At 53.7% G+C, this 19,187-nt stretch carries 15 protein-coding genes and 1 pseudogene; 5 read left to right on the top strand and 11 right to left on the bottom strand.

The features are described from left to right. Positions 1-4: 4 nt before the first annotated feature. The 6 genes from CLV88_RS07500 to CLV88_RS07475 form a co-directional block, all read right to left on the bottom strand. Positions 5-943 (bottom strand): ABC transporter permease, encoded by a 939-nt coding sequence (locus tag CLV88_RS07500; protein ID WP_106607766.1) that lies wholly within the window; start codon positions 941-943, stop codon positions 5-7. Beyond that, positions 940-1,902, bottom strand: a complete 963-nt coding sequence (locus tag CLV88_RS07495) for an ABC transporter permease (RefSeq protein WP_106607765.1) — start codon at positions 1,900-1,902, stop codon at positions 940-942. The genes CLV88_RS07500 and CLV88_RS07495 overlap by 4 nt, the downstream gene beginning before the upstream one ends. A 50-nt stretch (positions 1,903-1,952) precedes the next feature. Continuing rightward, on the bottom strand, positions 1,953-3,518 hold the full coding sequence (locus tag CLV88_RS07490; protein WP_106607950.1) for an ABC transporter substrate-binding protein: 1,566 nt from the start codon (positions 3,516-3,518) through the stop codon (positions 1,953-1,955). A 157-nt stretch (positions 3,519-3,675) separates the two neighbouring features. Next, a complete protein-coding gene (locus tag CLV88_RS07485) occupies positions 3,676-4,941 on the bottom strand; it encodes an ABC transporter permease (RefSeq protein WP_106607949.1) in 1,266 nt (421 codons plus the stop codon). Positions 4,942-4,946: 5 nt separating this feature from the next. Further along, a complete protein-coding gene (locus CLV88_RS07480) occupies positions 4,947-5,753 on the bottom strand; it encodes an ABC transporter ATP-binding protein (protein WP_106607764.1) in 807 nt (268 codons plus the stop codon). 104 nt (positions 5,754-5,857) lie between these two features. Then, positions 5,858-6,862 carry a taurine ABC transporter substrate-binding protein gene (locus CLV88_RS07475; RefSeq protein ID WP_106607763.1) on the bottom strand — a complete coding sequence of 335 codons (1,005 nt, stop codon included), beginning with the start codon at positions 6,860-6,862 and terminating at the stop codon, positions 5,858-5,860. A 195-nt stretch (positions 6,863-7,057) separates the two neighbouring features. On the opposite strand from CLV88_RS07475, the gene CLV88_RS07470 reads away from it, so the two are divergent. Both CLV88_RS07470 and CLV88_RS07465 read left to right on the top strand, forming a co-directional pair. Next, complete coding sequence (locus CLV88_RS07470; protein ID WP_106607762.1) at positions 7,058-8,032, top strand: LysR family transcriptional regulator; 975 nt, start codon at positions 7,058-7,060, stop codon at positions 8,030-8,032. Positions 8,033-8,152: 120 nt separating this feature from the next. After that, a complete protein-coding gene (locus tag CLV88_RS07465) occupies positions 8,153-10,582 on the top strand; it encodes a GcvT family protein (protein ID WP_106607761.1) in 2,430 nt (809 codons plus the stop codon). Between the two features lie 96 nt (positions 10,583-10,678). On the opposite strand, the pseudogene CLV88_RS23305 reads toward CLV88_RS07465, so the two are convergent. The 4 genes and pseudogenes from CLV88_RS23305 to CLV88_RS07445 form a co-directional block, all read right to left on the bottom strand. Next, positions 10,679-11,024 (bottom strand): annotated as a pseudogene (locus tag CLV88_RS23305) (integrase core domain-containing protein); the annotation flags it as partial. Positions 11,025-11,120: 96 nt separating this feature from the next. Further along, complete coding sequence (locus CLV88_RS07455) at positions 11,121-12,812, bottom strand: GH3 auxin-responsive promoter family protein (protein WP_106607759.1); 1,692 nt, start codon at positions 12,810-12,812, stop codon at positions 11,121-11,123. A 70-nt stretch (positions 12,813-12,882) separates the two neighbouring features. Further along, positions 12,883-13,953 (bottom strand): AbrB family transcriptional regulator, encoded by a 1,071-nt coding sequence (locus CLV88_RS07450; protein ID WP_133169925.1) that lies wholly within the window; start codon positions 13,951-13,953, stop codon positions 12,883-12,885. Positions 13,954-13,978: 25 nt separating this feature from the next. Further along, positions 13,979-14,773, bottom strand: coding sequence for an aspartyl/asparaginyl beta-hydroxylase domain-containing protein (locus CLV88_RS07445; protein WP_106607757.1), 795 nt, complete (start codon positions 14,771-14,773; stop codon positions 13,979-13,981). Between CLV88_RS07445 and CLV88_RS23750 the strand changes: the two genes are divergently transcribed. The 3 genes from CLV88_RS23750 to CLV88_RS07430 are packed head-to-tail and all read left to right on the top strand — an operon-like array spanning position 14,700 to position 18,185. Then, a complete protein-coding gene (locus CLV88_RS23750) occupies positions 14,700-15,818 on the top strand; it encodes a sulfotransferase family protein (protein ID WP_106607948.1) in 1,119 nt (372 codons plus the stop codon). The genes CLV88_RS07445 and CLV88_RS23750 overlap by 74 nt on opposite strands. A 46-nt stretch (positions 15,819-15,864) precedes the next feature. Next, on the top strand, positions 15,865-17,037 hold the full coding sequence (locus CLV88_RS07435; protein WP_106607756.1) for an FtsX-like permease family protein: 1,173 nt from the start codon (positions 15,865-15,867) through the stop codon (positions 17,035-17,037). A gap of 8 nt (positions 17,038-17,045) precedes the next feature. After that, the gene (locus CLV88_RS07430; RefSeq protein ID WP_106607755.1) at positions 17,046-18,185 is read left to right on the top strand and encodes an ATP-binding cassette domain-containing protein; all 1,140 of its coding nucleotides are present in this window, start codon (positions 17,046-17,048) and stop codon (positions 18,183-18,185) included. Here CLV88_RS07430 and CLV88_RS07425 read toward each other — a convergent pair. Beyond that, positions 18,172-19,185: an HlyD family efflux transporter periplasmic adaptor subunit gene (locus CLV88_RS07425; RefSeq protein WP_133169924.1), complete on the bottom strand. Its 1,014-nt coding sequence runs from the start codon at positions 19,183-19,185 to the stop codon at positions 18,172-18,174. The two genes, CLV88_RS07430 and CLV88_RS07425, sit on opposite strands and share 14 nt — an antisense overlap. Between the last annotated feature and the right edge of the window lie 2 nt (positions 19,186-19,187).

Genomic DNA, 19,187 nt, shown 5'->3' with positions numbered 1-19,187 from the left:
CCCCTCACCGCAACTTGGGATTCAGCGCATCACGCAGCCAATCCCCCAAAAGGTTCACCGACAGGGCCAGCGCCAGCAATGTCACTGACGGGAAAAACAAAATCCACCACTCACCCGAGAAAAGATACCCCTGCCCAATTCGAATTAATGTCCCCAGCGACGGCTGCGTCGGCGGTGCACCCACGCCTAGAAACGACAGCGTCGCTTCAGCGATGATTGCAAGCGCCAGCGAAATTGTCGCAATCACTAAGACCGGCGACAACACATTCGGCAGGATATGGCGGAAGATAATCGGCATCGCGCCGCGCCCGATCAATCTCGCCGCCTGAACGTATTCCTTGTTCTTCTCCACCATCGTCGCGCCACGCACCACGCGCGCAAACTGCACCCAATCCGACAATCCAATCGACAGGATCAGAACCCATATTGCCAGCTGGTCGCGGTATTCAGGCGGCGTAAACCCTTTGGCCACACCAAAAATCAACATCGCGACCAAGATCGACGGAAAGGTCAATTGCACATCGGCAATCCGCATGATGATCGTGTCCGTCCAGCCACCAAAATACCCCGAGATCAGCCCCAATGTCACACCAATCAACAGCCCCAGCGTTACGGCCGCAAAACCGACAAACAGCGATATGCGCATCCCATAAAGGATCGTCGAAAACACATCCCGCCCCTGATCGTCAGCCCCCATCAAAAAGGTTTCGCCGGTAAATGCACTTGGCGTCACGGGCGGTGTGAACCCATTCATCAAGTTCAAACTGGCCGGATCAAACGGGTTCATCGTCGCCAAAAGTGGCGCGAACAATGCTGACATCACCAATAGAAACGTTGCCGCAAAAGATATCACCGCGACGGGCGAGCGGCGAAATTTCCAGAAAAAGTCGCTATCCAACGCCCGCTTAATCCGCCCCGGCGCGTGTTTTATTGCTTCAATCATGTTCGCAACCTCGGATCTACCGCCACATAAAGGATATCCACGATCAAATTGATCGCGACAAACATCACTGAGATCATCATCAGATACGCCGCCATAACCGGGATATCGACAAACTGGATCGCGTTGATAAACAACAGCCCCATTCCGGGCCACTGAAACACTGACTCAGTGATAATCGCGAATGCGATCAATGACCCCAGCTGCAAACCGGTCACTGTAATCACCGGCACCATGGTGTTCTTAAGCGCATGGCGAAACGTCACAGTTCGCTCACTCAGACCGCGTGCGCGTGCGAACCGGATGTAATCCTGTCGCATCACTTCCAGCATCTCGGACCGCACCAACCGCATGATCAGCGTCATCTGATAGAGCCCCAGCGTAATGGACGGCAAAATCAGCGCTGTCAGCCCGCTAGTTGTCAACAACCCAGTACTCCAGCCGCCAATCTGCACCGTGTCGCCGCGCCCGAAACTCGGCAACCAGTCAAGCTCGACCGAAAACAGGTAGATCAGCAAAATACCAATCAGAAATGTCGGCAACGACACCCCGACCAAACTCAGCGTCATGATCACATTGGCCCAGAATCCATCGCGCCGAATGGCCGTGAATACGCCCAGCACAATCCCAAGGGTCAAGGCAAACACCCCTGACACTGCGGCCAACTCCAGCGTCGCGGGCGCGCGTTCGGCCAGAATATCCGCCACAGGCCGACCCTGTTCATAGGACACGCCAAAATTTCCTTGCGCAGCGGCCAGCAGGAACTTGGCGTATTGCACCACAAACGGCTGATCCAATCCCAAGCGCTCTTTCAGGCGGTCCACATCCTCCTGCGTGCGCTCCTGGCCCAGCATATTATCGATGGGATCACCGATGAAATTAAACATGGCAAACGCCACCAACCCCACAACAAGCAGAACAAGCAGCGCCTGAAGAATGCGGCGTATCACAAAGGAAAACATGGGAAATTCACTTTGGCCAGCGCAGCCCGTTGGATGCGCCGGCCATGCTTTTAGTTCATTGTAACCCAACGCAGGATAAAGAAGTTATCCGGACGCTGTGTCAGTTCAACATTGTCACGCACACCCCAAACTAGCGGCTGAACGTAAAGCGGCACATAGGCATGTTCAGACTGATATATCGCAACAGTCTCATCAATCATCGCCTGCCGCTTTGTGTCATCAATCTCGGACTGAACCATCGGCAACAGCTCATCAACACGCGCATTCGAGAACCCGCCAAAGTTCCACGAACCCAGCTTTTTCTCAGCGTTTGGTGTTGTCACTAGAAAGCGAACCGGATGCTCGTGATCAAACGTGCCCGGCGACCAGCCCAGCAAATACATGTCAAAATTATCCGCCCGCAACTCGGGCCAATAATTCTGAACCGGCATCGCATCCAACTCGGCACTGATTCCTACTTGCGCCAGCATCCCCGTAACAGCCTGACAAACGGCCTCATCGTTCAGATAGCGGTTGTTGGGGCACTTCAGACCAAAGCTGAACCCATCCGCATACCCAGCTTCTGCCAGCAAAGCCTTAGCCCCTTCAGGATCATATGCTGTCCGCGCCGCATTTGCATCGGAATAACCGCGCATTGCCGGGCTCACCAGCTGGCTCGCCTCCTCGGCGCTGCCCCGCATGATGGTCTGCCGGATTGCATCCACATTGATTGCCTTCGCCACCGCCTCGCGGACACGCACGTCCTGGAACGGGTTTTTCTCCCCTGCCATCGCGGTGTATTTGAGCTGGTCAGCCTCATGGCCAAATCCCAGCATTATTACTCGTGCCTCAATGCCACGGATCACCTTGGTGCCGTCTCGTTGATCGACCCGCGCGGCGTCCTGAATAGGAACCGGGTTTATCATGTCCACATCGCCAGACAGCAACGCCGCCACAGCTGTCGCAGGGTTATCGATTGGCGTAAAGGTGGCCTCGGTAATGTTGTGCTCAGCCTCATCCCACCAGCCGCCAAACGGGGTCAACGTTGTCGACAATCCGGGCTGGCGATCCGTCACCATGAATGCACCGGTGCCATTCGCATTCAACGTCGCATAGTTACCATTCTCTTTATCCGGCAACGTCGCGCTGTTCGTCTCGGCCCAGCCACTGTCCATGATCATCCAGTTAGCGATCGAGTCCGGGAAAATCGGGTTCGGGGCGGATGTCATGATGTCGACCGTGAAATCGTCTATCACATTCACCCCCGACACAGGCGCAAACCAGCTGCGTGTGTCAGATGCCTCGTCTGAGGCCCGCTGATAGCTGAACAGAACGTCCTCAGCCGTGAATTCCGCACCATCGTGGAATTTCACACCCTCGCGCAGCGTAAACCGCCAGCCTTCGCCGTCACCAATTGGCTCCCATGATGTTGCTAGTGCTGGCTCGACAGACATATCCTTGCCGCGCCGGACAAGCCCTTCAAATACGTTATTCAGAAACCCCAGCACCGGTGCCGAATTTACCGCATGAGGGTCCATCGTCTGTGGATCTGTGGTCCCCGCCCAACGAATCGTCTCGGCAGTGGCAGCCGAAGCGCAGGCCAAAGCCAACGCTGAAATGGCAGCATATCTGAACATAAGCATCTCCCTGTTCCTTTGTTCCACGTCTTATTCCAAGCGCGGAACACTGTTTCCACCCAAGAGTATGACCCATTCTGCAAAAAACAAAAGTGCGCGTGTCATCGGACACGCGCACCAACTATTTTTTCCTTGGCTTTTCAGCAAAAATTACTCTTTAGCTGCGCCCTTTCCACGGCACCAACAGGTTCTCAAGTCGGCGCATCAAAATGTCGATGCCAAACCCGATCACACCAATCAGGATGATCCCCATGAGCACGATATCAGTCAGCTGGAACTTGGACGCGACCATGATCATCATGCCCGCTCCTTCGGACGCTGCAACCAATTCGGCGGCCACAACCGTTCCCCAACATACTCCCATGGCAACCCGCGCGCCGGTGAAGATCTCAGGCAGAGAGTTTGGAATGATAACGTTACGCAGGATCTGGATCTTGCTCGCACCCAGCGAATAGGCTGCGTGCACCTTGGTGATATTCACACCAGACACACCTGCCCTTGCCGAAATCGCCATGATCCAGAGCGAGGCGAGGAACAACAGGATAATCTTGCCCGTCTCGCCAATCCCAAACCAGATAATGACCAGCGGAATTAGCGCCAGCGGCGGAACAGGCCTCATGAATTCAACAATCGGTTCAAACCAACCACGGAACCAGTTGCTTAGACCCATTGCATATCCCAGCGGAATACCCAGCAGTGCACCAAAGAAGAACCCGGCAATCACTCGGAACAATGAATACCCCAAGTGTTTCCACAGCGTGCTGTCGCGATACCCATCATTGGCAATTTCAATCACACGTCCAACAACTGCCTCAGGCGGAGGAAGCCAGATGGGTTCCATTTGCAAACCCTTGGGTGGCGCAAAGGTAATTGCCCCCTTCTCCGTTAACGCAAAACGCCCCACATCCGTGTTCAACGCGATATCTGGCCCAATCGTTTCGCCATCAATCGCGACCAGACGCGCGCCATCCTTGCGTGTCACCTCGTCGTTCTTGTCATAAATGATCGTTGTTGAACGTGATGCAGGCATCGCCACCGCGTCGTCCTTGGCAATGCCGTCACCCGGAGGCACTTCGAACTTTACCGTTTCTTCACCAAAACCCATAACCCGGACAAAGATCGTCGCGTCATCGCGTGCGCCCTCGGGTGTTTCAATTGTATAGGTGAACGACGTTTCTCCAACAAACGGCCCTGGCGCGTGCAGAAAACGCGGTATGAGAACCGAACCGGTGAACGATCCCCAGATTAGAAAAATCGTCAATACGGACACCACCGACGCCACCCTGTTCGACGTCACCGCACTTTCGTCACCAAAAGTAACGGTTTTCAGAGCGGTATAATCTGTGGTCGTCTTTTGCACTAAGAACCGCACAATCAGGAATGAGACGATAAAAATCGCCACGTAAACCAGCAGGATAATCAAACCAATCATTTCTGATCCTCCGTACGGCCCATGATTTCTTCTTCCATGTCCCAGATCATCTCAAGGATCTCTTCGCGTGTATCATTATACCCCTGCGCCTGTTTCACTTCACGTAAATCGGCATTTACGCCCATATCCGCAAATGGCAGCTGATACTCCTTGTGGATACGTCCGGGGCGCGGTGCCATCACCAGCAACCGTTCACCCAGCAACAATGCTTCTTCAACTGAGTGCGTGATCAAAATGATGGTCTTGCCAGTTTCCTTCCAAAGCTTCAGGACCAACCCTTGCATCTTTTCCCGCGTCAACGCGTCCAACGCGCCCAAAGGTTCGTCCATCAGGATCACATCTGGGTCATTCGCCAGACAGCGCGCCAGAGCGACGCGCTGCTGCATCCCACCGGACAATTCGTAAATCGCCTTGTCCTTGAAGTCTCCCAGCCCGGTGACATCTAGCAAATGATCTACATTTGCACCCCAATGAGCTTCATTTTCGCCTTTCATGCGAGGTCCAAAACTCACATTGCCGCGCACATCCATCCACTCAAACAGCGCGCCTTGCTGAAATACCATGCCGCGCTCGGCATCCGGGCCGGTCACTGTGTGACCGTTCATTCTGATTTCGCCTTCTGTCGGCGCCAAAAAACCTGCCACGATATTCAATAACGTGGTTTTGCCACAGCCCGACGGGCCCAGCACACTCATCAACTCCCCCGGTTTTAAGTGGAGCGATACATTCTTCAATGCCTGTACCGAACTGCCATTGGGCAGATCGAACCGCATTGAGATATTTTCTATGGATAGTCCGGACATTGCTTGCGCTTTCCGTTGGGCTCAATTCACAAAAAACACGTGGCCCTTTGTCAAACCACGTGTCGCGGGAACGGCGGGGGATGGCCGCCGTTCCTCATCCAGTCTTACATGTCGCCTGCGGCTTCCAGCGGACCTGTGTTGACGTTGTTTTCGTATGTGTCCAGCGCACCATCGATGCTACCGGCTTCTACGAACACATCCGCGACACCCTTCATGAATGTCTGAGCATTGCCACCCAGCCACTTATCAGACAGCTGATCTTCAACCGTCGGGAAAGAGAACGTCGCCATGGTTTGGGCTGTTGCGGCTTCGTCCATGCCCGCATCCTTTGCGATCAGCGGAAGCATTTTGGCATGGTTTGCCTCATCCGCCCACATCGCGTTTGCATCTGCTGTCACTTTCAGGAATTTCGCAACAGTGTCACCATTCTCAGCAACCCAATCCGCCGGTCCAGACGTCACGTCAAACACCAGAATACCCAGCTCGGTTTTTTCCGCTCCTGAAAGCAGTACGTTGCCGTGCTCAAGCGCGCGGCGCAGCGAACCGCCCCAGCCGCAAAACATGTCGATCGCGCCCTGCGCAATTGCTGCGGCACCATCAGGCGGATCCATGTCGACAACATCCATCGACGCGACATCAACACCGAAATGCGACATCTGCTTCAAAAAGCCATAATGCGCGGCGGTTCCCAGCGGAACAGCGACCTTTTTACCAGCAAGCTCTGCCGCATTGCTTTTGTCGATTTCCAGATCAGCCCGCGCAACGCAGTTGTCGTTGTCCGCATAGCTGACCGCAACGTCCAGAATTTGCAGGTCCTGCCCCGCGCTGGTCGCAACTACAAACGGTGGCACACCCTGGCTGACTGACAGCTGCACATCACCCGAAGCCATCGCAGCCGACATTTTCACGCCGCTCTCAAAGCTGACCCAGTTGATATCCATGCCCAACGCTTCTTCGTAGGTGCCCATCTGCTTGGCGTATTCAAACGGCATTGGCCATTCCAGGAAATACGCCACTGTAATGCTCTCAGCCATTGCAGGCGCAGCCCCAAATGCAGCAGTCCCCAGCGCCAGTGCCGCAACACCCTGCTTAAACTTGTTGGATTTCATCTTTTTCTCCCAGTTGTCGTTCGCATGCCAACGGAGTCCCGCTGACCGGCTTCCTTATTTGAGCCACGCGTATCTCACACCGTTTTACGACGCCGTGCGCATCAATTTTGGCAACTACAAAAAAGATGGATTTTAGTTTCGAAATATTCGAAACTATTTGCAGTACATGTTTCACCAAGCAGGAAAAGCATTCATATGCAGCGCTCAAATCTAAGCCTTCGCGGGCTAGAAATCTTTCAGCTGATCGCGAAATCGGGCTCTGCCAGCAAAGTCTCCAAAGAAACCGGCTTGTCCATTAGCACCATATCACATCATTTGCGTGGCGTAGAGGAAAGTCTCGGCATGGACCTCGTCGACCATTCCAAACGCCCGATGATCCTGACACCGGCGGGGGTGATTTTTGCCCGTCACGTCGAAGAAGGACTTCGTGTAATCCGGCGCGGCGAAACCGAATTGATGTCTGGCAACCTCTCTCAAGTGCGCGACCTCAGGCTAGGTATCGTCGACGAGTTGGACAGCGAGGTCGCCCCCGAGCTTGCCCAGCAATTGTCTCTGGCCATGCCAAACTGTACTTTCAAACACCTCAACAGGCCCAGCCACGCCATCCTTCACATGTTGCATGAAAAGAAACTCGACGTCGGCGTCGCAACCCGCCCAATTGCAGATGTCTCTGACCTGATTGAGTTCCCGCTGCTACGCGACCCATTTGTTATCGCCTTGCCGATAAACGCCACGGAAACTCCAGAAGATTGCCTCGCAGGGCGTTCCAAAATGCCCTTCCTGCGCTATTCTCAGAACTTGATCATTGGCAATCTGATCGAATTACACCTTCGCCGCACTCGCGTGTCCTTGCCCAACCGGTTCGAGTTTGAGAGCAACCACTCTCTTTTGGGCATGGTTGCTGAGGGTCGAGGTTGGGCGATCACCACACCCGCCAGTTATAATCGCGCGAAGAGGTATCAGAATAGGATCGCTCTGCACGCCTTTCAAAACAAAGCGTTTTCTCGGGTTCTTGCGGTCTATTGCAGCGACCTTTATCCACGCGCCACCGCGGAGTTGATCGCTGATATCGTGCGAAGCCTCCTGTCCAGCCATTTTGTCATTCCTATTCTGGACTCACTGCCTTGGCTCTCGCCGGATTTCTATGTGTTGGACCCGAGTTCAACCTAAGTTCACATCCAGCTACATCGCATTTTTGCGAAGATTGTTTGCGAGTTTTTCCAAAACAACATGTCGTCATAGACGCCAATCACTGACCCCGCGCACATTTCAAGAAAGACGGGGAAGCATATGAAAACCAGAACCAAAGTGGTCGTGATCGGCGGTGGCATCGCCGGGTGTTCAACCTTGTATCACCTCACCCAAGAGGGTTGGAGCGATGTTGTTCTGCTCGAGCGGGACGAACTCACCAGCGGCACGACATGGCATTCTGCGGCCCAGGTGACCAATTTCGGCATGAACCAAACCATGGTGGGCCTAAAAACGCATTCGATCCAGCTTTACAAGGAGTTGTCAGAAGACCCTGACTACCCGATCAACTACCACCACGGCGACGGCGGCATTCGCCTCGCAAATAACGAAGCTCAAATGCAGGGCTATCGGCATTTCACCTCGATGGCGCGCGGTATGGACGTGCATTTCGAGGTCATCGACGCCGAAGAATGCGCGCGACGCCACCCCCTTGTGTCGACCGACAACCTTCTTGGTGGGCTTTGGGATCCATTGGACGGCGATATTGACCCGGCTCAGCTTTGTCAGGCGTTGGCGCGCCGCGCCCGCAACGCCGGTGCACAAATCTATCGTCACACGCCGGTCACCGGATTGACCCAGCGCGCTGATGACACTTGGATCGTTCATACCAACAAGGGTGATATCGATTGTGACATTGTGGTCAATGCCGGCGGTTATCGCGTGAACGAGGTGGGTGCGATGATGGGTGTTCAACACCCCATTGCCTCGATGGAACACCAATACTTCCTGACCGAAGATATCCCCGCCATCGCTTCCTCTGACCACCGCATGCCACTCCTGCGCTGCCCGATCAGCGACTATTATTGCCGTCAGGAAAAAAACGGACTTCTGGTTGGGTTTTACGAACAAGACTGCAAAACTTGGGGGATGGACGGGATTGACCCTAACTTTGTAAACGCCCTTTGCCCGGACGATCTGGACCGTGTTATGGACGTATTAGAAGGTGCTATGGAGCGAATGCCCGCGTTACGCGAAACCGGCATACGCTCTATCGTCAACGGTCCAATCACCTACACAATTGACGGCGCGCCGCTGGTCGGTCCAATCCCGGGCAAACGCAACGCATTCTGTATCATCGGCCTGCGAGCTGGGCTTGGCGAAGGCGGCGGGCACGGCTGGTTACTCGCCCAGCAGATCGTGCATGGCGAAGCGGTTTATGACACATGGTGTGTCGACCCCCGCCGTTTTACCGGCCACGCTAATGTCGAATTGACCGCGCTGAAAGCCATAGAGGATTACCAAAACGAATTCCGTTTTCACTTCCCCCACGAACATCGCCCCGCCGGACGGCCGGCCAAAACCACCCCTCTCACGCCAATCTGGGCCGCGCAAAACGCCGAATTCACCGTGGTGAACGGCTGGGAGCGCGTCGACTACATCAAGCCTGCGCGAGACTTTCACCCAACACTCGGTTACTCATTTGACGAAACTTTTGATCTCGTCGCCGCCGAAGTCCAAAACGTCCAAACCAATGTCGGCCTTTGCGAGGTAAATGGCTTCAACCGGATTGAAATCACCGGTCGCGACCGTCACACATTCCTCGATCGTATGGTGTGCGGCACTCTGCCCCGCCGATTAGGCCGTGTCGGCCTGACCTACCTGCTAAATCATCATGGGTGCATCAAGGCAGAGGCCACCATCGCCAACTTGCCCGCCAGTGATCGTGGACCCGAACGAGTCTGGTACGGTTCAGCTGCTGCCAGTGAATTTCACGACATGGACTGGCTCCGCGCGAATCTTCGCCCGGAAGAAGACGTGCAACTGCATTCCTTAACCAATGACCAAACCATTCTCGTGCTCGCAGGCCCAAATGCACGCACTGTCCTTGCACATTGCGCCCGCGGAAACTGGTCCAAATCAGCCTTCCCTTGGTTGTCCGTCCGAGAGTGCACCATCGGCTTTGCTCCGGCCACGGTCATGGGGGTAAGCTTCTCCGGCGAACTCGCCTATGAAATTCACATCCCCAACGCCTCGCTCTACGCCGCGTATATTGCCCTTACCGAAGCCGGGGAACCCTACGGTCTCAAACCCTTTGGCGCCCGCGCGGTCGACTCAATGCGCCTTGAAAAAGGCTTTCTGCATTGGAAGTCAGACCTGATCACAGAGTTTGACCCGTTCGAAACCGGCCTGACCCGGTTTGTCAAACCGACCAAACCAGAGTTCATTGGCCAATCGGCGCTTCTTGAAAGGTCGCTGCCCCGCCGCAAATTGGTCAGCCTTCACGTAAAAGGCACACATGCTCCAGCACAACCGGGCGCGTCCGTGATGCTGGACGACCAAGTCGTCGGAACTGTCACGTCCGGCGAATGGGGCCACCGAACACAGCTCAACCTTGCCTACGCCTTTGTCGATCCGAAAATTTCGCCCCCTACAACAAAGTGCGAAATTGACCTGTGTGGAAAGCTGACGGCGGCCACGGTGATCGAACCCTGCCCATACGACCCACAACATAACCACATACGCGGCTAACCGTCGATTTCCTGAACAATCAACAGCGCATTTTGGGCCTCACGCGATATCGTGCGATCCAAGGATCTGCCCCACCTAAGTTGCCCGTCTTGATTACTAGTACATGATTGGTTTGGGTTCTGTCGGAACAATTTTTACCGGAACCGATGGGCAAAAGCCGAAAGCGCTTTGAGGACATTTAGTGTTGTGGCGTTTCTCGCTGCTCGGCAGGCGAAGATATTGCATTACGCAGAGGCCCCCCATTCTTCGATGATGATTTGGTCTTCGCGTAGCTTGTAGAAGACTTCCCCGTTCAGCAGCCCGTCTCCGATCCGGGCATCGAAGCTTTCGCAGTTTCCTTTCTCCCTAGGTGATCCCGTTTCGATATGGAACGTTTTTTGGCGCCGACAGCCGCAATGCAATCCCTGACAGCCTAAAAAATGAACTTTGGGCCGTTGTCTGATCCCCAAAATGTCGCAGGTAAAACTCAACTTTTGATGCATGCCACGCAATCGGCATTCGTGACCCGATAGTACGGAAGCACACCCCAACAGCTGCGTTATTGCGCAGGGAAATACCCTGTGGAGGTGGCGATTGCCTTACTACTAAGCCCCTCGACCGCGGGGTTTCCGTATAGAATGCGGTGCCCCTTAAGGGCCGCATCTGTGAGTTTTCCCGGATCGCCACGCTTAAGACTGCGAAGCGTCCCCGTAGGGAGTAATGCTACAACGGGTTCAGGAATATAATCCTTACGACGTTCGGCATACGCGAGATTGGAACGGCTCAAAGCAGCATCCAGACTGGCTGCCAAAATGTTCAAATCCGGTGCTGATCCAGCAAACTCAACCAACCAAAAATATCGTGACATTCCGTTAAGGTTTGTGCGGAGTGTCACCCCAACTTGATGAAATGCACATCCCAGTCGCACTTCAACATCTCGCAACGCAAGATCAATGTCTGCTTCGGTTGTCATTTCATGTGTTGCATTCAATGCACCACCTCGGCGACGCAAGAACGTTAATTTTGGCGTCGTATTATGCCAACCGGTAATTCGCACGATGTCGCCAATATCGTATCTCATCAAACCATGGTAATTGGTTACGATAATTCTGTACTCCTGCCCGACTTCAACTTCATGTGGCAACACAGACTCAGGACACTCCTGGTCCCATTGGTCGCGTGGTACGAATTCGAAATATGCGCTACCAATCGCAAGGGTCGACGACCCATCGTCAATCTCAGTGTTCACTCCAAAAACGGATTCCGTCGCTGAATACAGGCCGCCAAACAGTGGCTTGTCGCCGAATACCTTCTTGATTGAGGGCAGATATGGCGTTGAGGCATCACCTAGAGAAGTAAACAACGCCGTCAATCCTGGCCAGACGCTGCCCGGGTCCAACCGCCCGTCCCTTTCGAAAATCCGCGCCAGAACCTCCGCTCGTTGAGGATCAGCCCGCAGTGACTTCGCCAGCTTCCGATGTGTCCGCTCATTCAGAACAACACCGTCTGGAACACCACCTGTACGCAGTGCCTCGATTAACATAGGCGCTTCTTCATTAAGTTGCGCGGCGATGTGCAGGAGAAATGGAGGGAAATTTCCAGCGATGAACCGCAACTTTGGATCGCGCAGGGCAAACAGGAAACTCATTATGTGACGCTCCCGAACCCCCGGAATCGCCATCACATCAAATGGATACGGTGTCACAATCCGGGCGGAATACTTGCTACGATTCATGTTATGCACGCATGCCGACGTAAACCCAAAAGGGATACCCCCAGACGTCTCTCCCATCATGGCCGCACTACTGGTGATCATGATCCGACCATGAGGCAAATGCCGCTTGGTCAAGCCTCGCACCAGATATCCTGCCGACGCCATGCGGGCCCGTTGTCGAACGCGGTGCACAGTCTTGGTAATTGGCAACAACTTGCGCGTACCTGTGGTTCCGCTGCTGGTTGCCATGAACAAAACATCCTCCTTTGACACGACGTTTTTTTCACCATTGGCGATCCGTTCTGCATATGGGGCAAACGCAGCGTAAGACTGCACAGGCACCTCACGACGAAATACATCCTCAGGCGTTCTCTCGCTCACACGCAGATCGCGTGCGATAGCGCCATTGCCGCTGTAGCGCAGAATATCTTGCAAACAAGCAGTTTGCGTCTGCCTGACGTGGTGCGTGACTTTGTCGAACCGAGTGGAATGAAACACCGCGGCGCGCGCCAACAAAGCGGATAGATTTGGAACCATTTTCTTACCTCATGCACAGAACATGCCATGCAACTGATGCGCTAGTTACTCTGTTTTCAGCAACGCCGCGCTAATGCTTAACCTCTTTTTGTGACAGGACGCCAGACCAACCAACAAGGGTCGCCCAAGCCAACGCCCCTCCAATCCGTAAAATATGATGGGCCGAAACCAAGATAGGACTGAAACCAAAACTCCAAGCAACAAGGCTGAGTTCCGCCAACCCACCCGGTGCAAAGCTGAGCAGGAGTGTTTCAAAGCCCATCGGACTATAAGAGTGCAAAAACCACGCCGCGAGTGCCGCTATCGTAAGCGTCAGAACCAAAATCAACGCGCCGATCATCGCGCTTCGAAGAAACTCGGCAACCCTAATCCCCGCATAGCGCACCCCCAAACTCGCACCCACGACCAGCTGCGCAGCCGCCATCAAACCGGACGGTTGCGTTAGGGGCATAATGCCTGACAGGCTTACCAGCACAGCGATTAATACAGGCCCAATCAGATGCGCCGCAGGCAATCGCAAAAGCTGTCCTAAGAACACTCCCGCGGCAGCCAAAACTGCCAAAATCGCACCATCAATCAAACCGGCAGAAGGAGGCGCTGTTGTGCTTGCTTCAGGAATTGCTACGACCGGCACGCCGGACCAAACAGACAGCAACAGTGGGATCGTCAAGACGACCAGAAGAATGCGTACCAAGTGCTGCAAGCTGATCCGAGCCACATCGCCGCCAGCCTGTTCACCCAAGACCGCTGCGTCCACGATACCTCCTGGCAAACTGGCAAAGAACGCGGTCGTACGGTCAAAGCGATTTAGTTTTCGCAACAGACCGTAACCAACGCCATGCATAACAAGCATCAACGGCAGCACGGCAAGAAAGGATACCGTCAAACCCGAGACATCAGAGAGCCCTGCATCTGAAAGACTGCTGCCAATCATCGCCCCAACAAGCGCAACGCCTCCTTTCCGCAGTAACGCAGGAAACTCAGGCGTCACACCCCAACTGCTTGAAAGCCAAATTGAAAAAATGGCAACACCTAGTAAGCTGCCTATCAAAAAAGGCAGCGGGCCACCAATCGACCAAAAACCCAAAGCCCCCACAACTCCCGCAACAAAACAAGCTGCGGCGCTGCTGTAACCTGTCATCAAACGGGCAAATCGCTCTGCCACCTCATGAGCGTCCGCCTTCCAGAGCTTTTTCGGCCGCCTTGATACGCTCCTCAAACCGACTTCCAAACGTGTCCATGTTCTTCTTGGGGACTTTGTAGAAAGATGTCAGTCTAACCAGCGTTAACATCAGCCAATTGATAAAGCGCCCTGGCCATCGCATCGGGCGATCAAAATCGAACAACAGAACAATCCGTTCTTCGTCCGTATCATTCCAGACCTCGTGATCGTAAGTGTCGTCGAAAACAAACAGCTCTCCCGGTTTCCATGTCTGTATTTGGTCCGCGACCCGCATACGGCATCCGTTGGTATCCTTGGGGACCACAAGCCCAAGCTGGCACCGCAGAAAGCCTTTACCAATCCCAACATGCGCAGGAATGTGGTAACGCGGCTCGATGATCGAGAACATGGCCAATCTGAGTTTAGGCACTTGCTCCAGCAAAGCTGCCGTTTTTGGCGCGAGTTCGCAGTTCCGCTCGACCCGCTGACCAAACCCATAAAGAAACAACGTTTTCCATTGCTTGTTCTTGGCAATGCGCCCCTGATCAGGCGACACCTCTTCAAAGCCGGGTATCTCGTCTCGGTACTTGAGCAACTCCTGCAATTCTTCCAGAATTACTTTGTAGTTTTCTTCAAGCGGATCCAGAAACGGAAACAACTCGCGCTCAAGAAATGGATCATTAGGTATCAATGACATGCGTCCCTGAATTGGAATAAGCCCCTGCATGATGCTGGAGCCTATCCGAGTATCGGCTTTGGTTTCGGGCGCGTGTCTGTCTGGCTCCGTAGCTTTCATCATAGGATACCGACCTCTTCAAAGAATACGCATTATCAATGCTTTCGTGCTAGCACGCGTACCGGTTCGCGACAAGTTTTTAGGCTGCGCAATTCACACCGGACACATTCTGGTACACTTGCCCGAGCATATGCTAGACTGTCCAAAACCCGAGGATCTCAGTCCATTGCCGCCAATCTTTACTCTGTCTGCCCCCCGCTCTTGCTCCTCTCTCTTCGGCATAATGCTAGGGGAACATCCGGACGTTTTTGGGTTCCCCGAAATGCGCCTTTTTGCAGCAGCAACTGTGGGACAGCTTGAACGACGCGCCAGACTGTTTCGTGTTTTTACACTCGATGGCCTCTATCGCGCGGTCGCTCAGCTCGAATTCGATGGCCAAACCGAAGCTCATATCGAATTGGCCAAAAATTGGCTGACCAAAAGGCAATCATGGTCCACAGAACGCCTTTGGACTCATCTTTGCGAAAAAGTAGCGCCTCGTACTCCACTGGCCAAAGAGCCAATTTACGCAGCACATTCGAGTTTCCTTGCGCGTCTTAACCGCACGTGCCCCGATGCTCGGTACATCCATCTCGTCCGCGACCCTCGTTCAGTAAGTGCCTCGATCGAGGCCGAATTTGGCATGATCAAAAACAGGTTCGGAATACGTGCCCGGTGGTTCGTGACCGGCGAGAGTGTCTGGAACAGGTGCAACCGTAACATCCTGAACTTTCTGGCGACCATACCAGAAGATCGAAAGACAACAGTGCACGGCGAATTTCTCTTAAACCATTCCCAAGAGGCTTTTGCCTCAGTAACCAAGAAATTCGACCTGAAATTGAATCCCGCCATCCTCAATGACATGATGCGGCCAGAAAACGGACCGTTTGCATTTGTTGGCCCCGCGTCTGCCCCGTACGGAAATGACGCGAAGTTCCTAAAAAACCCTGCGTTTCGTCCGCAATCAGCGAACCAATTGCAACAGAGAATACAATTGCGCCCCTCAACGCTCGCACTGGCGAAAAAGTTGGGCTACGCTACAGACATTGGACCGCAGGCCCATTTGTGATCCAACTGGACGCAGCAACATCAGCATATGAGAATAGTCGCACTTAATGTTCAGAAAGACTTGGATTTCATGGCTGCAGCTCAAGCATCAAAAAGCGCAAACGCTTTCTGCTGCTCTTGGGATCACCTTCATTACCGTGCTGCTATTTATGCAAATCGGTTTTAGATCCTCTTTTCTGAACACGCTGCTCGACTTGCCCGCCAGCTTTAACGCTGATGTTGTCATGGTAAATTCGTCCGCAGTGACTGTGCTACGTACCCCCACTTTCTCACAACTGCGACTGAACCAAACACTCGCATTTGAGGAGGTAGAACGTGTTGCCCCTGTATATTGGTCCAGCATTCTGATGCGTGATCCTGAAGGAGGTGAAAAGTACTTGCGCAAGGTTCAGGCGATCGGATTGCCGCTCACGTGGGATGTCATGCTTCTTGATGCCGTGCATGACCAGTACGACAAACTCAAAATCCGCCGGAATGTGCTGATTGACGCCAAGTCCAAAGACTCATTTTCGCAAATAATCAATACAGTGCAAGCTGGCGAAGACTACAGTATCGAAGTGCGTAGCGGACGTGACCAATCCAGTATTCGCGTTACCGGTCTGTTTGAAGTTGGCGTCAGCCAGTCGGCCAACTCACATATCATCACCAGTGACGCAACCTTCATCGAAGCTTTCAACCGAAGCCGCAATCAGATCAACGTCGGATTGATCCAGCTACGGGACGGCGCCGATCCTGCCACAATGGCCGAACGCATGAACACCTACCTTCCCAGCGATGTCAAAGTTGTTGCCTTGCCCGACCTTCTGAAACAGGAACGGGCATTTTACGAGTTTCAAACACCGATAGGCATTATCTTCCGTTTTGGTCTTGGTGGGGCAGTAGCTGTCGGCATCGTGATCCTTTATCAGATCCTGTTTCAATTGATTTCAAAATACATACGTGACTTCGCCACTCTCAAAGCCATCGGGTTTTCCAACGGTCAACTCCGGCGCATCGTGCTTGGCTCTGCGCTGATGCTTGCAGTCTTGGGTTTCTTGCCCGGTTTGGGCCTCAGTTTTGTGATGTATGATGTTATCGCCAATGCAACGGCACTCAAATTCGAAATGACCTGGGAAGTTTCCTTGATCGTTTTCGGGGCGATCGCCTTCATTTGTGTGGTTTCTGCGCTTTTGGCTATCCGAAAACTCAATGACGCCGACCCGGCAGATCTGTTCGGGTAGACATCAACATGGCCAATGATCACATCGTCAAAATTCGCGGACTCAAGCACAGCTACAAAGAAGCCTCTACAATGAAGCAGGTGCTTCATGGCATCGACGTCGACGTTCATCCTGGGCAAAACGTGTTTCTCACCGGTTATTCCGGATCAGGAAAGACAACCCTGATCTCACTGGTCGGATGTCTGCGGTCAGTTCAGGATGGTAGCCTGAAATTATTTGATGAGGAATTGAACAAGGCCAGCGCGCGCAAACTACTGGCGATGCGTAAACGGGTTGGATATGTATTCCAACACTTCAATTTGCTCGATTTTTTATCCATTCGACAAAACGTACAGCAAAGCCTCGAAATTCAGCCGGATTACAACCCGCGAGAGGCGCGCAAACTCTCCGAAGAAATGCTTGATGCAGTCGGTCTGGGCGATCGGGTGAATGATCATCCGTCAGATCTTTCGGGAGGACAAAAACAGCGCGTTGCCATCGCCCGTGCGCTGGTGCATCGGCCAAAACTGCTCATCGCAGACGAACCGACGGCAGCATTGGATACGTCGACAGGGCGCGATATCATCGACCTCGTTCAGCGTCTTTCCCGCGCTCAAAACAGTGCGGCCATTATTGTGACCCACAACATGCGGATCCTCGACAGCGCTGACGAAATCTTGCACATGATCGACGGACGGATCGGTACTGCGATCACCGAACAGATATCACTCGTACTGCCGAACTTGGACGACCGCCATCTGGCAGAAATCGCGTCCAAGGCAATCGCACGTGAATACAAACCGGGCGACCTTATCATCAAACAAGGTGACCCCGCGGATGAGTTTTACATCCTCACCGGAGGTGAGGCGCATGTGTTCCGGCTAGACGACAACGGCAATCGTACCGAACTCGCGACGTTCTCCAAACGGGGCACCTATTTTGGCGAAATGGGCCTTTTGACCGAGCATGGCACCCGAACCGCATGCGTAGAAGTGCACGGTTCTCAACCAACACGCCTTCTGGCAATCAAAGGATCCGATTTCGCGGAAATGATCGGCAGATCCCGTGCAACACGTGCTGTGATCACCGATGAAATGTGGTCGCGCTTCAATACCGACGGCACAACCCCACTTAAAAGGCCGTCACATCATCCTGTTAGGGATGAATGATAACAGAGACTTGCAGGTTGATCAGCGCCGCCACCTGCTGCCCCGCCCCTTCGTCCAGAAGAACCATGACTTCCACCACGCGTGCATCCACATCAGCCGTCGGATTGTTTGACTGCAATTCGTTGCGCGCCACTGTCAGACCAATTCTTGCAACTTCACCTTCGATTTGCCGATCGATGCCATCTGCAATTACCGATGCCCTCTGGCCTGGCTTTACTTTGAGAATGTCGCTTTCATAGACTTCCGCTGCGACCCACATGCGCCGCACATCTCCCATGTCCAGAAGCCCACGCGGTCCAATCAACTCACCAGGCTTGGCATATATCTCCAGAACAGTGCCATCGGTAGGCGCCCGAACAAGGGTACCTTCCAAAGCAACCTTTGCATGCGCCACGTTTGCCTTAGCCGCAGCAAGTTCCGCTTCTGCAATCAGAACGTCTTCGGGACGAATGGTCGAAACTGCCGCCCGGGTCGCGATGGCTTCGTTTAGCTGACCTTCAATCGCGTCAACACGATTGCATTCCTTAAGATACACTGCCTCAGAGATAATCTTGCGCTCGAACAGCGATTGCTGCCGCAAACAATCCTTGATCACATTGTTCAGCTGTTTTTCCAACCGATCAACAACCGCGTTCTGCGCAGCAAGCTCATTCTGAGAGACACCAGCCATGACCCGTGCCAGCTGGGCCTGTTGAACAGCAACCCGCGACTCCGCTTGTAGTAATGCCGCCTGGAGCAAAGGATTGTCTCCAAGAACCGCTAACGTGTCGCCCCGTGATACCGTATCACCTTCTCCAACGCGCAATTCAAAGACCACACCACTTCCTATGGTTGGGCCTCCAGCCACGGTTGTAACACCGCCATCCGGTTCGACATATCCAAGGCCAGCGACCCGATCTGGCGCCATTGGTTGCGGGGCAACCACTGTGTCAGACTCTTGCGCAAAAACAGCGCCAGACAACGCAAAAACCAGCACCGAGGATCTTACAAAGTGATGCACAG

It is taken from the genome of Shimia abyssi, assembly GCF_003014475.1.
Taxonomy (GTDB): Bacteria; Pseudomonadota; Alphaproteobacteria; order Rhodobacterales; family Rhodobacteraceae; genus Shimia; species Shimia abyssi.
This window is presented reverse-complemented; position numbering and strand designations above follow the sequence as displayed.